Raw genomic sequence first — 14,896 nt, forward strand, 5'->3', positions numbered from 1 at the left:
TTTTTTTATGGATTCTTTGAAGCTGTTTTAGCTCTCAAAAATTCTAGAACTTTCCAACCGAGATCATCCACTTTTTTCAAACCAATCGAAATCAGGAATGCCAATAAAATATTGAGCGGATAAATGATCAAAACCAACAGCCACCAACTCATCGAATCTTTCAGAGGGACCACAAGAAAATAGATCAATGATGAACTCATTCCCTGAGCGAAATAGAAGAAGATCGCATTTTGTCCGACATTGGTTATGAAATTTGGTTTCGTGATCTTCAATCGGTTGTAGAAAACGAAAAGGGTGACCAATGAGAATAAGGTCCAAATAATGTACGGAATTTTCGGTGGGAATTTTTGTTTATTGATCTTATAGAAAATATCACTTCCATAATTCCAGAACAACCAAGCCAAAGCAATTGCGACCAATCCGTACAAAACGGGAATCATTTTGGTTGATATTTTCGTGCCTTTCATTCTGTTTCCAATCAGAAAAACAGCCATATAAAAAGCCACATAACCACCTTGTCCATTAGGGTAATAATGTGGAAAAATATTGAATATCAAAGTTAAAACGATACAAAGCCCAATAAACCAATTGATGTGTTTCGGGAAGAATTTTAAAATTAATACGCCCAAAACCGTCAAGATATAATAAACTTTCAGATACCAAAAACTTCCCATCACCACAGGAAAAGTGTCACAAGTGGAATACTCGTGCAAGTACCAATTTCCCAAAACCTGCCACTGCGGTTCTGACGAAATACTGCTTGGAACGTACTTGGTTCCGAATGTTGAGTAGAAATCCTTCAACCATTCAAACGAGAAAAAATTCAATCCAAAAACCTTGAAAAAGTAGTCGAGGAAAAAGAGAAATGTCACGAAGATCATGTACGTGATCTGCAACTTCAGCAATCTGTAAAGCGTTTTCTCGATATTATTCCCGGAAGTAATCCCGCTGAGCGCATAAAACAATGCAACATCAAAAACCAAAGAGAAAACCCGAACTTCCGTCGGAATGTAAAATTGTCCGCTCCAGAAAGCCGTGTGAATGAATATAATGGAAATGGTCGCCAGTCCTTTGGCAAAATCAATATAGAGATCTCTTTGCATCGATGTGATTAATTATCTGAAAGTCAAAATTATCATTATTTTCCCAAGTTCTTTATAAATATTTAACTTTTACCACTCGATTGTTATCCTTATTTTTACAAGTTCAATCGTAGAAATGTCAGATATCATTCAGCTTTTACCGGATCACGTTGCCAATCAGATTGCTGCTGGAGAAGTGGTACAAAGGCCAGCTTCCATTGTGAAGGAACTTTTGGAGAATTCTGTGGATGCAGGTTCAAATAAAATCCAACTTATCATTCGTGACGCTGGGAAAAATCTGCTTCAAGTTGTGGACAACGGTATTGGAATGTCTGAGACGGATGCAAGATTGGCTTTTGAACGTCACGCCACTTCAAAGATCCGTTCGACGGAAGATATTTTCAAAATAGCGACCAAAGGTTTCCGTGGTGAAGCTCTGGCGTCGATTGCTGCGGTTGCACAAGTGGAGCTTAAAACAAAACAAAAAGATTCGCCTGTTGGGACGAATATCTATATTGAAGGTGGACTTTTCCAATTTCAAGACCCGATTCAAACCGTTGAAGGTTCTAACTTCTCGGTCAAGAATTTATTTTACAATGTTCCCGCAAGAAGGAAATTCCTTAAAAATGACAATGTAGAATTTCGTCATATCATTGATGAATTTCAGCGGGTTGCTTTGGCTCACGAAAATATCGAGTTTGAAATGTTCCATAATGACGAGCCAGTTTTCAAACTGAGAAAAGGCGGTCAAATGCAAAGGATCGTGGATGTTTTCGGGCGAAAGTTGCAGCCACTTTTGATTCCGATCAAGGAAGATCTTGGCTGGGTTCATTTGCACGGTTATGTAGCGAAACCAGAAGGCGCTAAAAAAACACGAGGCGAACAATTCTTCTTTGTGAATGGCAGGTTTTTCCGAAGCGCTTATCTCAGCAAAGCCGTCCAGGAAGCGTTTGAAGGACTTTTGCAACCTGGTTACATTCCGTCATTTTTTCTTTATCTGGAAATGGATCCGGAGAAAATTGATGTGAATATCCATCCTCAAAAAACAGAAGTTAAGTTTGAAGACGAAGCGTTGATTTTCGCTTTGGTGAGATCAACAATCAAACGTTCTTTGGGAATTTACAACGTTGCACCCAGTTTGGACTTCGAAAGAGATCCGAAAATGGAAGCTTTTTTCGCACCCAGCAAAAGCACTTACAGCGCACCATCGCCATCTGCGATTAACGTTGACAGAGATTTCAATCCGTTTTCTGTGGAAAAAACAACAGATGAAGAGCGGATCAATTTGGCTGAACTTTACCAAGCAACAGAAGCAGCGCCATCAAAGATCAATCTTTTCGAAGATGATGATCTGGACGAAGACCTTTTCCGATTGCCAAACGGTTATTGGCTTCTGAACAAAGATGGATTGACGTATATGTTGGATCTTGGGAGAATGCACCGCGTGATCATGTCTTCGCATCAGGAAAATCTGCCAACGAAAAAAGCAGGTCAAAGTCTGTTGTTTTCTTTAGAATATCATTTGAATGAAATCGAGAAAAACAAATACAAATCCATCAAAAAATATCTACCGGATTTTGGTTTTGAAATGACCTTGGCTCAGGAAAATGTCCTCAGAATCGAAACTGTTCCAGAAGCTTTGAAAGAGTCTCAAGTCATCAAATTCCTTGAAAAAATCTTCGAAGTTTTGGAATACCGAACCGAAGATGAGTTCTCCAAATACTTTGAATACCAATGGATTAAACTTAAAACAAAATCCAAATTTGATTTCATTTATAAAACCGAAGTGGAACAATTGGTCAAAGACTTTATCGACCTTGGATTTCCGCAATATACCGTGAATGGTAAAAAATGTTGGATGGAAGTTCCATTTGACGATTTTAAAAACAAATTTTAAATTATGTTTCCTCAAATAACACCAGTGACGCGAAATATCATCATTCTAAATGTGATTTTTTACATAGTCAGTAATTTTGTGTCTTATCCTCTACTTTACGATAAATTTTCTGGTTATTTCCCACTTTCTCCTAATTTTGAAAGTTGGCAAATTGTTACCCATATGTTTATGCATTCAAGTTTTAAGGAACCTGGAGGAACTCTTTTTCACATTATTTTTAATATGTTCACGCTTTATAGTTTCGGACCAGTACTGGAGCAGGTTTTAGGACAGAAGAAGTTTATCATTCTTTATTTTGCTGCTGGTTTGGGTGGTTTCGTTTTGTTTAATATGTGGAATTATTACGAAGTAAGTCAGCTTACAAATTATCTAACTTCTCAAGGATTCGACATTCATGATGTTTATAAAACAGTGGACACCAGGCAGATAAAATATTACCCTCAGTTTTCTGACAAAGAAGGTATTGATAGCTCTGCCCGTGAACTTTTTGCAATTTTAAAAACGCCAATGGTAGGTGCTTCTGGTGCAATTTTCGGGATTATCGCTGCGTTTTCTACTTTGTTCCCAGATGCAAAATTGATGTTCATGTTTATTCCGTTTCCGATCAAGGCAAAATATTTAACGCCGATTATCATTGCCGTTTCGATATTTTTAGGCCTGCGCCAATTCAGCGGTGATAATATTGCACATTTCGCACATCTCGGCGGCGCATTGATTGGTTATTTGTTTGTTCTCAATTTCAAGAAAAACCGAGACAGGATCCAATAGATGGGAATCATTCGATTTTTATTGACGATTTTACACATCATCATTATTGTTTTGTTGTTCGGAACGATTATGAACGCCTACATTCCGCCAAGTGTTTTCGGAATGCTGAATCTCCTGTCACTTGGTTTTCCAATATTGATCATCATCAATGTTTTGTTGTTGATATTTTGGATCATTAGCTGGAAAAAAAGAGCGGCTGTTTTCCTGGTATTATCTTTATGTTTCATCATTCCGACTAGACGTTGGCTCAACTTTACACCAGATAAAAAAGAAAAACCCAATCTTAAACTGATTTCTCTCAATGGGAAATTTGGTTATTTTGGCGATGGAAAAATATATGGTTTCCTTAATGAACAAAATGCAGATGTCGTTTTCTTTCAGGAATATGACAATAAGAAACCTTTGGACGGCTTCCAATATTTCGAGAACAGCCGACCGATTGTAAAGATCCAATCTAGATTCCCGATCATCGAAAGTGGCGAAGTGAAAACCGACGTCAGTACCGGAATGTGTCTTTATGCGGATATCAAGATCAATGGAAAGATCATCCGTTTTGTGAACGTTTACATGGAACCTTTCTTCCTGGACAAAAAAATGGTAAAACCGACGAATGATATGGACAGGAACGAGGAAAAAGCAAAAAAGCTAATCCATAAATTGGTTCCCACATTCAAAAAACACCAGACACAGATCGATCAGATCAAAGATTTTATTGATAAGTCACCTTATCCGATCATCGTTGGCGGCGACTTCAACGCTGTTCCCAATTCATACGAATATTACAAAGTTTCTGAAGATTTGGAAGATACTTTTCTGAAAGTTGGGAAAGGCAGCGGAACAAGTTTTCATGACTTTAAATTCCCAATGAAGATTGACCACATATTTTCATCAAAATCAATTAAACCAATCAGTTACAGGGTTGACAGAAGTGTTGACATCTCTGACCACTTCCCTGTCCTTGCCGAATTTTTGATTGAATAAAATTAAAATGATTATGAAAAAAATAATAGTTGCAAGCGTTTTAATTCTACTTTCAGCTTGCTCCAAAGAAACACCCGTTCTGAACAATTCCGACAATCTGGATGCTGCGCCACAAATGGTCTATGACACTACAGCCATCGATTCTTTCGGTCCCGGTGCAACTTCTGAAGCCGTGATGGCAAAAATCAACGCGGTCGCCATCAAGAAAGAACAAGACAGTTTAGCCAAAATCGCAAAAGCAGAGCAGGAGAAATTGGACAAGGAAAAAGCCAAGTTAGAAGCTGAAAAAGCGAAGGAGCCCAAAACAGAACAACCGACACCAACCACAAATCCATAAAAAAACCCATCAGATAATTTCTGATGGGTTTCTCAATATAATTCTATGAAAAATTATTTATTGTAAAGTTCTTCCACTTTATCCCAATTGATCACATCAAAAAACGCATTCACATAGTCTGGTCTTCTGTTTTGATAGTTAAGGTAATAAGCGTGCTCCCAAACATCCAATCCAAGAATTGGCGTTCCTTGTTTGTCAGCAACCGGCATTAGTGGATTGTCCTGATTTGGTGTAGAAGTTACCGCTACAGAACCATCAGAATTTTTCACCAACCAAGCCCAACCAGAACCGAATCTAGTTTTCGCCGCGTTAGAAAAATCTTCTTTGAATTTATCAAAACCACCGATTTTCTCGATTTCAGCTTTCACATTTCCAACTGGCTCTTTGCTACCGCCTGGCGTCAAAAGTTCCCAGAAAAGTGAGTGGTTGTAGTGTCCACCGCCGTTATTTCTTACTGCAGGTTTGTCAGTTCCTGTTTTTTGGATTTCTTCAAGAGATTTCCCTTCAAGTTCTGTCCCTGCGATTGCGTTATTAAGATTGTCCACATACGCCTGGTGGTGTTTTAAGTGGTGGATTTCCATTGTTTTTGCATCGATGGTTGGCTCCAACGCATCGTACGCATAACTAAGTTTTGGTAATTCGAATGACATAGTTTGGTATTTATTTGTTAATAAATGAATTGTTCAAAAATAGTCAATTATTATTCCAAGAAGCAAGAATTAGACTTATTTTATAAATATTTAACATCGAAAAATATAATAAAATTTGCCGTAACTTTGACGCATTCTAAATAATTAATTATTATTTGGGCAGCTTTATCCGTCCTCCGTTCCCAATCTTTTTGCCAAAGCTTTTCCAGCCACAAAAAAGGATTTCCACTCAGGCCGGGCTGCAGATAAATCTAGAAACGAGATTCATCGATGCCAATTTAAAAATTAGAATTAGAGATAATTCGACCTCAAAAAATTCCCCTCCTCTGGAGGGGTGACAAAATTCAGAGAATTTTGACGGGGTGGTCAACCATAACAAAACATATAATTTAAAATGTTTGATATCAACAACATAAGAGCCCAATTCCCAATCCTGAACCAAGAAGTCAACGGCAAACCATTAGTTTATCTAGACAACGCCGCAACTTCCCAAAAACCGATTTCAGTTATCAAAACTTGGGAACAATATTACGAAACCATCAACGCCAATGTTCACCGTGGCATCCACACGTTGAGTCAATTAGCAACGGAAGAAATGGAACTTTCCAGACAGAAAATCCAACGTTTCATCAATGCAAAACACGACTACGAAGTGATTTTCACTAAAGGAACAACGGAAGGAATCAATCTCGTGGCTTATGCTTTGACCAACCAAATCAAACCAAATGACGAAATCATCATTTCTTATTTGGAACATCACTCCAACATCGTTCCGTGGCAGATGCTTTGCGAAAGAACCGGCGCAAAACTTCGCGTCATCCCAATGGACGAAAACGGAATCCTTCAAATCGATGTTTTGGATGAATGGTTGAACGAAAAAACAAAAATAGTCTCTGTAAATCAAGTTTCTAACGCTTTGGGAATCATCAATCCCATCGAAGAAATCATTGAAAAAACAAGAAGACTTTCCAATGCTTACGTTTTGATTGACGGCGCTCAATCTGCACCACATTTCAAAATCGATGTTCAGAAACTGGATTGTGATTTCTTCGTCTTCTCGGGACACAAGATGTACGCACCAATGGGAACTGGAATCCTTTACGGCAAAGAATCTGTGCTTGAAAATCTTCACCCTTTCCACGGCGGTGGCGAAATGATTGCGGTTTGTAGCTTTGAGAAAACAACTTACGCCGGTTTACCTTTCAAATTCGAGGCTGGAACACCCAATGTTGGTGGCAATATTGCGATTGGCTCGGCTGTAGATTTCATTGAAAATATCGGTCACGAAAATCTTCAAAACCACGAAAACGACCTTCTGAATTACGCTCAGAAAAAACTTCTTGAATTAGAAGGCATCAAAATCTATGGCGAAAAAGCCAATAGAACCGGCGTCGTTTCCTTCAACTTGGAAGGCGCAGGAATCGCCTCTGACACCGGAATGATTCTCGACAAACTGGGAATTGCCGTGAGAACCGGGCATCATTGTACTCAACCGATTATGGATTTTTTCAACATTGCAGGAACTGTGCGTGCAAGTTTTGCAGTTTACAATACTTTGGAAGAAATTGATATTCTGGTGGAAGGTGTGAAGAAAGCGCAGAGAATGTTAGTGTAAAATGAAAAAATAAATTCTCGTAGATAAAGCTAATTATGCAGATTTAAATTAAAAAAAATCTGCTCTATTTGCCAAATCAGCGAGAACTAAAAACAAAAACCTTTCGATTAATTTCGGGAGGTTTTTGTTTTTAATATCTGCCAAATTGTATTGCTTTTCCTATTGGCATATCTCTTGCGAAATTATAGATTCATTCGTAACAGTATTGTTTTTCCATTAAATTGGAGAAACGATTTTTATATTAATTAAGATTAATGACAATATGTCATTCAATATACTATGACAGAATTTGAAAATATCAGTTTTGAGGAAATCCTAGACGAAGGTTTCGGAATCGTGGCAGAAGAGATCAATCTGGATGAGCTCGGCAATCAAGATGCCGACAAAACCCAAACTGTTTTCCCAATTCTCCCCGTGAGAAATATGGTGATGTTCCCGAAAGTCATTACGCCAATTACGGCTGGAAGGGAAAAATCCAAAAAACTCTTGGAAGATGCTCAAAGAGAAAACAAACTCGTGGGAATCATCAGTCAAAAAAATCCAAACGAAGAAAATCCCTCTGAAAAAGACCTTTACCTCGTAGGAACTTTGGCAAAAATCCTTAAGATCATCACGCTTCCCGAAGGTAATATTACTGCGATCACTCGCGGCGTTCAGAGATTCAAAGTGAAAAAATTTGTTTCTACCGAGCCTTACTTTCTTGCAGAAATTACCAAACAAAAAGATACACAACCCAAAGATAAAGAGGAATTTTCTGCATTGGTGGACAACATCAAAGACCTTGCAGAAAAGATCATCAACATCGATCCAAATATTCCAAATGCAGCACAGTTTGCTATCAAAAATATTGATGGGCAAGAAGACCTTTTGAATTTCGTTTCAGCCAACGGAAATTTTGCGTCAGACAAAAAACAAAGTTTATTAGACGAAAAAACCTTGATCGGCCGTGCAAAAAATCTTTACGAAATGATGCACGATGATTTCCGTCATCTCGAACTCAAAAACCAAATCCATCAAAAAACCAGCAAGGATCTTGACAAGCAACAGCGTGAATATTTCCTCAATCAGCAGATCCGCACCATCCAAGACGAGTTGGGCGGCGGCGCAGAATCTGATGCCGACGAATTCCGTAAAAAAGCTTCAAAACTGAAATGGAGTGATGATGTAGAAAAACACTTCGAGAAAGAACTACAAAGACTTTCCAGACAGCATTCCAGCTCGCCGGATTACAACGTTCAGCGTAATTATCTGGACTTTTTCACCGATTTACCTTGGGAACATTATTCCAAAGATGCCTTCGATTTGAACAAAGCGGAGAAACTTTTGGACAAAGAACATTTTGGGTTAGAAGATATCAAGAAGAGAATTTTGGAACACATCGCCGTTCTGAAACTTAAGAACGATATGAAGTCGCCAATCCTTTGTTTGGTTGGTCCTCCAGGCGTTGGAAAAACGTCATTAGGTAAATCTGTTGCCGATGCTTTAGGAAGAAAATATGTGCGTGTTTCTCTTGGTGGATTGCACGACGAAAGTGAGATTCGCGGACACAGAAAAACCTACATTGGTGCGATGGCAGGAAGAATCCTTCAATCCATCAAAAAATCCGGAACATCAAATCCAGTGATCGTTTTGGATGAGATTGATAAACTCGGACAAGGCGCTCACGGCGACCCAAGCTCAGCTTTGCTGGAAGTTCTTGACCCTGAACAAAATAACAATTTCTACGATAACTTCCTAGAATTGGGTTATGACCTCTCCAAAGTAATGTTCATCGCAACGGCCAATTCACTTTCTACCGTTCAGCGTCCGCTTTTGGACAGAATGGAGATCATCAGCATTGCTGGCTATACTTTGGAAGAAAAAGTGGAAATTGCCAAACGACATTTGATCAAAAAACAATTGCGTGAAAATGGTTTGGATGCCAAATATCTGAAGCTCGGAAATCCAGAATTGAAACACATTATCGACGCGCACACTTCTGAAAGTGGCGTGAGAACTCTGGAGAAAAAAATTGCAGGAATCGCGCGCTGGGTAGCACTTCAAATCGCAATGGAAAAAGAATTTGATCCAAAAATCTCTGTTGATAAAGTCGATGAAATTCTTGGTGTTCCAAGACCTAAAACTTTGGCCGAAATCACAGATGTTCCCGGCGTGGTAACAGGGTTGGCCTGGACAAGTGTCGGTGGCGATATTCTCTTTATTGAAAGTATTTTATCCAAAGGAAAAGGCGCTTTGACAATGACCGGTAACCTTGGAAATGTGATGAAGGAATCTGCGACAATCGCTTTGGAATTCATCAAAGCACATTACGAGGAATTAGGCATTTCTGAAGAAGACATCGAAAAGAAAAACATCCACGTTCACGTTCCAGAAGGCGCAACGCCAAAGGATGGACCATCTGCCGGAATTGCGATGCTAACATCAATGGTTTCCAGCTACAAGAACATCAAAGTGAGACCACATTTGGCAATGACGGGCGAAATCACGCTTCGTGGAAAAGTACTTCCAGTCGGCGGAATCAAGGAAAAATTACTTGCGGCAACCAGAGCTGGAATCAAAGAAGTCATTCTTTGTGAAGCGAACAGAAAAGATGTGGAGGAAATCAAAAAAGATTATCTGAAACATCTGAAAGTCAATTACGTGACCAATATGAGTGAAGTTGTTGAGATTGCTTTGAAATAAAAATAATTAAGATTCATAATCTAAACATACATCCGTTCGGGAAATTTTCTCGGACGGATTTTTATTTTAATATTCAATTCAAATTTTTATTAATTTCGCATTTACAAATTCATTTACACCAGAATATTAAAACATCATATGGGAATTACCGCACTATTTGTAATTTTATTGGTCATCTTGATATTTTTGGTGTCATACATTCCCAATCTAACATTCCGCAAAAAGATTTTCATCGTCATTGCTGCTTTGTTGGTCTGTTTCGCCGTTTTGGCTTTCCTCTTCGCAACACAGTTTGGCGGAGGAAGAGAACCGGTTCAAAATGAAACTTTAGAAATTAAAAAATAACTATAAAATTTACAAACTATGAAATACGTCAAATTTATCCTCTGCATCCTTTTCGGCTTAATGTTCATCAACGCCGGGCTAGACAAGTTCTTCCATTATATGCCAATGCCGGAACTTACAGAGTCTATGAAAAAATCATTCGCCGCATTTGCAGAACTGAGCTGGCTGATGCCATTGGTCGGTGCCGTAGAAATCATAGGTGGTGCTTTATTCATCTTTCCAAAAACGAGAGCGTTGGGCGCCATTGTCATCTTACCAATTATGGTCGGAATCGTTCTTCACAACTTTACAAAAGCTCCGGAAGGCATTCCAATCGCCTTGGTTTTCGCAACCATCAACCTTTGGATTTTGATTGATAATCGCAAAAAATACGAAGCTCTAATCAGCTAAGATTTTTACCATTTCAAAAATAAAATTTGCAAATTCAAAAAAAATAATATCTTTGCACCTGAAAATCAAGTTCAACCAACAAAAATAACAACGAAGCAATGTTCAAATACAACTTACATACATCAGTAGGATTGCCTTTTGCAAAGGCGAGGCTTCGTGGTTTGGTACATTCTTAGAACAACAGTATAATGAAATATCAAAACCCGGAGTCGTAAGATTTCGGGTTTTTTATTGCGCAATATTCCAAACTCAAAACGTTTCCCCGAAATCTTTTTTTTAGGAGCTTAATCCCGCTTTCCGCTGTATCTTTTTTTGCCAGCGCTTTTTTCAAGCCCACGCAAAAAAAAAGGATGCCGCTGCAATCGGGGCTAGGACAAACTCCTGCCATAAACCTTCAAGGTTTCAAAAACCTTGAAGGTTTGAATAAAACCAACTAGAATTTTAGTTGGCAAACGAGATGCGAGAAAATCAATCATCTCTCATCATTCATCAATTATATAAAGCAATGGGAAATTTAAAATTAAAAGGAAAAGATATATTAAAATTAGGCTATCCAAACAACCAGAGCGTCAACATCGCTTTGGAGGTGATGAAAAGAAATTTTGCAACCAAAAATATTCATTATGTGAAATCTCTTCTCAAGGAAATCCAGCAGAATCCGGAGAACTTCGAGAAAGATTTAACCTTCGGACAAATTGCGGAAGCTCTGCTTTCATCAAAGAAAACCGAGAAAAGAATGCTCAACACCAACCGGGCATCTTTCCAGATTTTCGGAAATGATATTTCAGATGAAGCAAAAAACCAATTATACACCGGACTGAAACTGCCAATTGCAACTCAAGGTGCTTTGATGCCCGATGCACACAGTGGTTACGGACTTCCAATCGGTGGCGTTCTCGCAGTAGAAAATGCCGTGATTCCTTATGGAGTCGGGATGGATATCGGATGCAGAATGTCGCTCAGTATTTTGGATACGCCAATTTCATATCTCGACGGCGCGAAAGATAAATATGAAAAAGCGCTTGCCGAACACACCAAATTCGGGATGTACGAAACCCACAAATCTCACGTCGACCACGAGATTTTCGACAGAGATACGTTTGATTTAATTCCGATTTTAAGAAGATTGAAAGGAAAGGCCATCAAACAAATGGGAAGCTCCGGCGGCGGAAATCACTTCGTAGAATTCGGGGAAGTGGAAATTACGGAAGAAGATGAACAAATCAATCTTCCGAAAGGAAAATATCTCGGAATTCTTTCACACAGCGGTTCGCGTGGATTGGGAGCAGAAATCGCTCAGTATTATTCGAGAGTGGCGACCGAACAGTGTCCGTTACCGAAAGAAGCGCAAAACTTCGCTTGGCTGGATTTGAACACGCATCTCGGATTAGAATACTGGACGGCGATGAATCTCGCGGGAGATTATGCTTCAGCCTGTCACGATGATATTCACAGAAGACTTGTGAAAGCGGTCGGCGGAAGAGTGAAAGCGAGAATCGAAAACCATCACAACTTCGCGTGGAAAGAAATCCACAACGGGAAAGAAGTGATTGTTCACCGAAAAGGCGCAACTCCAGCCAACGAAAACGAGTTGGGAATGATTCCCGGTTCGATGACGGCAAAAGGTTTCATCGTGCGTGGAAAAGGAAATCCGGATTCGCTGAACTCGGCTTCACACGGAGCGGGACGGGCTTTTTCGAGAGGAGAATGCAGAAATCGTTTTACTCAAAATGACATTAAGAAAGAATTGAAGCTCAAAAATGTCACCTTGATGGGCGGAAATGCGGAAGAAGCACCGATGGCGTACAAAGACATCAATGAAGTGATGAACGCACAAAGTGAATTGGTCGATATTCTCGGAACTTTCCAACCTCGGATTGTGAGAATGGATAAATAATGATTGATGTTGGATGCGGGATGTTGGGTGTTTGATGTCAAAAACCTGCATTTTAATTCTTTTGAAAATCATTTAATAAATTATAACAAATAGTAATAAAAAGGAGAAAAACCATAGCCTCGATGTAAACGGCATCCTTTTTTGTTGCAGACGCAGCGAAGCGGAGACTGTGACAAAAAAGATATAGTGAACAGCGGGATTAAGCTCCTAAAAAAAATGGACAAAATAATACAAATTACCTCGGGAAGAGGACCTTTGGAATGTCAATGGGTAGTTGCCAAAGTTCTGAAGGTCTTTCTTGAGGAAGCGAAACAAAATAAAATCGGTTACGAAATCATCCATCGTGAAATTGGCGATGAAAACCTGACTTTGAAATCTGCGACTTTAGTTTTAAAAGGAAAAGAAGTAAATGAATTTCTGAAAAACTGGCTCGGAAGCGTTCTCTGGATTGGGAAAAGCACTTTCAGAAAATTCCATAAAAGAAGCAATTGGTTTATAGGGATTTTTGAACTGGAAGGTTTGGAGAAAATTGAATTTAATGAAAGAGACATTCAGTTTCAGACCACGAGAAGTCAGGGAAGTGGCGGACAAAACGTGAATAAATTGGAAACTGCCGTTCGGGCGACTTATCCGAAAACCGGACAGAGTGTTTTCGTGCAGGATTCCCGTTCGCAACTGGAGAATAAGAAGCTTTCGATTATTCGTTTGAAAGAAAAAGTGATGGAATTTCACATCCAGCAACTGGAAAAACAAATGCAGGAAACCTGGAACAATCATTTGAATGTTCAGAGAGGAAATCCTATCCGAATTTTTTCAGGAACCGATTTTAAAAAGAATCATCAGGAGAAATCTTTCAAAAAAGAAAGACATCAACTGAAAAATGAATTAAAAAATTACAGAAATGACCTTAACTAAAAGTAAATATTATTTTGAAGCGCTGGATAATTATCCATACAGCTTGCCGGATTGTCTGGAAGCGTTGAATTATGCGCTTTCCTACGACCCTGAAGATGCAGATTCGCTTTGTCTGATGGGAAGAATCTACAGCGAAATGCTCGACGATTATGAAAAAGCAAAACTCTATTTCGAGGAAGCAATGCAATGTGACTTGACCAATCTGAATACGCCAAAATACTACATTAAATGTCTTTTGGACAACGAAGATTTTCAGGAGGCCGAAAAACTGATTAATTATTCTTTAAAAATCAAAGGAATCGACAGATCAACATTATGGTTTTACAGAGCTTTGTTATCTGAGATGAGAGGAAGTTTTGTGAATGCTTTGAAGTTTTTAAATGATGCAAAGCAATTCAGTTATAATAAGGAAATGCTTGAATTTCTGAAAGCCAGAGAGCAATTCGTCAAATCAAAAATGCCGAAAAAGCTGAAGAAAAAATCAGCTAAAAAGAAAAAGGAAACCCATTGAGGTTTCCTTTTTTATTATAACTTTTCGATGGCCGCTACGATTCTACTTTTGTCCACAACCATTGCCTGGATGTGTTCTCCGGAAAATTCGAGGAATTGTTTTGGTTCGGGAGCGTTGGCGTAAATCAATTGACCTTGTTCGAACGGAACTGTGGAATCGCCTTTGCTGTAGATGAATAGTTTTGGAACATTGCTCAAAGCTTTCACGTCTTCTTTTGCAGAGTAAGGTGAAATCAGAGCTTTCTCAATCATTTCCTTGTACTGTGGTGAAAAGTGGACCGCAATATCTGTGAAAGACGACATTCCGCCATCCACAATCAATCCTGAAATCTTTGTTGGATTTCCTTTAGCCAAATGCGTTGCAATCTGAGAACCCAAAGAAGCACCATACAGATAGATTTTTGTATTTTGAATATCTTTTCTGGTCAAGAGATAATCGAACATTTTTTGGCCGTCAGAAACAACATTCAAGTGTGTTGGTTTGCCCGTTGACTTTCCATAACCTCTCACATCTACCATTACGACCTGGAATCCGTCTTCCACCAATGGTTTTGTGATGTATTGGTAAGTTGAAATATTACCAGCTGCACCGTGGAAAAATACAATTGTTTTTTTGATTGATTTTGATTCAGGCTTTAAAACCACTGCGGTGATGGTATCACTTTCAACTGGCAAACTGATGTTTTCGATGTTTTTGAATTCCAAAGGTTTCATTTCTTTCTTGGGCTGATAGAATTTGTCATCCATTTGAGCTTTGGAAAAAATTGATAATAAGATAAGGAAGAATGAGAAGAATACTGATGTTTTCATTGTTTTGATTTTTAATT

14 protein-coding genes are annotated in these 14,896 nt (G+C 38.8%); 11 read left to right on the forward strand and 3 right to left on the reverse strand.

What is annotated here, in order from left to right; genetic code table 11:
- Positions 1-5 precede the first annotated feature (5 nt).
- Positions 6-1,103: an acyltransferase family protein gene (locus tag BMW39_RS07435; protein ID WP_034973491.1), complete on the reverse strand. Its 1,098-nt coding sequence runs from the start codon at positions 1,101-1,103 to the stop codon at positions 6-8.
- A gap of 115 nt (positions 1,104-1,218) precedes the next feature.
- Here BMW39_RS07435 and mutL point away from each other — a divergent pair, with 115 nt between their 5' ends.
- The 4 genes from mutL to BMW39_RS07455 are packed head-to-tail and all read left to right on the forward strand — an operon-like array spanning position 1,219 to position 5,065.
- Positions 1,219-2,979, forward strand: coding sequence for a DNA mismatch repair endonuclease MutL (gene mutL / locus BMW39_RS07440; protein WP_034973493.1), 1,761 nt, complete (start codon positions 1,219-1,221; stop codon positions 2,977-2,979).
- A 3-nt stretch (positions 2,980-2,982) separates the two neighbouring features.
- On the forward strand, positions 2,983-3,747 hold the full coding sequence (locus BMW39_RS07445) for a rhomboid family intramembrane serine protease (RefSeq protein WP_034973495.1): 765 nt from the start codon (positions 2,983-2,985) through the stop codon (positions 3,745-3,747).
- The gene (locus BMW39_RS07450; protein WP_034973497.1) at positions 3,748-4,728 is read left to right on the forward strand and encodes an endonuclease/exonuclease/phosphatase family protein; all 981 of its coding nucleotides are present in this window, start codon (positions 3,748-3,750) and stop codon (positions 4,726-4,728) included. It abuts the gene before it with no gap.
- 13 nt (positions 4,729-4,741) lie between these two features.
- Positions 4,742-5,065 (forward strand): hypothetical protein, encoded by a 324-nt coding sequence (locus BMW39_RS07455; protein ID WP_034973499.1) that lies wholly within the window; start codon positions 4,742-4,744, stop codon positions 5,063-5,065.
- 53 nt (positions 5,066-5,118) lie between these two features.
- On the opposite strand, the gene BMW39_RS07460 is transcribed toward BMW39_RS07455, so the two are convergent.
- Positions 5,119-5,715 carry a superoxide dismutase gene (locus BMW39_RS07460; RefSeq protein ID WP_034973501.1) on the reverse strand — a complete coding sequence of 199 codons (597 nt, stop codon included), beginning with the start codon at positions 5,713-5,715 and terminating at the stop codon, positions 5,119-5,121.
- A gap of 394 nt (positions 5,716-6,109) precedes the next feature.
- Here BMW39_RS07460 and BMW39_RS07465 point away from each other — a divergent pair, with 394 nt between their 5' ends.
- From BMW39_RS07465 to BMW39_RS07500, 7 genes are all read left to right on the forward strand, one after another.
- Positions 6,110-7,330, forward strand: coding sequence for an aminotransferase class V-fold PLP-dependent enzyme (locus tag BMW39_RS07465; protein WP_034973502.1), 1,221 nt, complete (start codon positions 6,110-6,112; stop codon positions 7,328-7,330).
- Between the two features lie 279 nt (positions 7,331-7,609).
- Positions 7,610-10,012: an endopeptidase La gene (lon, locus tag BMW39_RS07470; protein ID WP_034973503.1), complete on the forward strand. Its 2,403-nt coding sequence runs from the start codon at positions 7,610-7,612 to the stop codon at positions 10,010-10,012.
- A 138-nt stretch (positions 10,013-10,150) separates the two neighbouring features.
- Positions 10,151-10,357 carry a hypothetical protein gene (locus BMW39_RS07475; RefSeq protein ID WP_034973505.1) on the forward strand — a complete coding sequence of 69 codons (207 nt, stop codon included), beginning with the start codon at positions 10,151-10,153 and terminating at the stop codon, positions 10,355-10,357.
- 18 nt (positions 10,358-10,375) lie between these two features.
- Positions 10,376-10,747, forward strand: coding sequence for a DoxX family protein (locus BMW39_RS07480; RefSeq protein WP_034973507.1), 372 nt, complete (start codon positions 10,376-10,378; stop codon positions 10,745-10,747).
- Between the two features lie 505 nt (positions 10,748-11,252).
- Positions 11,253-12,644: an RtcB family protein gene (locus BMW39_RS07490; RefSeq protein ID WP_034974239.1), complete on the forward strand. Its 1,392-nt coding sequence runs from the start codon at positions 11,253-11,255 to the stop codon at positions 12,642-12,644.
- A 216-nt stretch (positions 12,645-12,860) separates the two neighbouring features.
- Positions 12,861-13,559, forward strand: coding sequence for a peptide chain release factor H (gene prfH / locus BMW39_RS07495; RefSeq protein ID WP_034974240.1), 699 nt, complete (start codon positions 12,861-12,863; stop codon positions 13,557-13,559).
- The gene (locus BMW39_RS07500) at positions 13,546-14,070 is read left to right on the forward strand and encodes a tetratricopeptide repeat protein (protein WP_034973511.1); all 525 of its coding nucleotides are present in this window, start codon (positions 13,546-13,548) and stop codon (positions 14,068-14,070) included. The genes prfH and BMW39_RS07500 overlap by 14 nt, the downstream gene beginning before the upstream one ends.
- Positions 14,071-14,084: 14 nt before the next feature.
- Here BMW39_RS07500 and BMW39_RS07505 read toward each other — a convergent pair whose 3' ends face one another.
- Positions 14,085-14,879 (reverse strand): alpha/beta hydrolase, encoded by a 795-nt coding sequence (locus tag BMW39_RS07505; RefSeq protein ID WP_034974242.1) that lies wholly within the window; start codon positions 14,877-14,879, stop codon positions 14,085-14,087.
- Positions 14,880-14,896: the final 17 nt, after the last annotated feature.

It is taken from the genome of Epilithonimonas lactis (assembly GCF_900110605.1).
GTDB lineage: Bacteria > Bacteroidota > Bacteroidia > Flavobacteriales > Weeksellaceae > Epilithonimonas > Epilithonimonas lactis.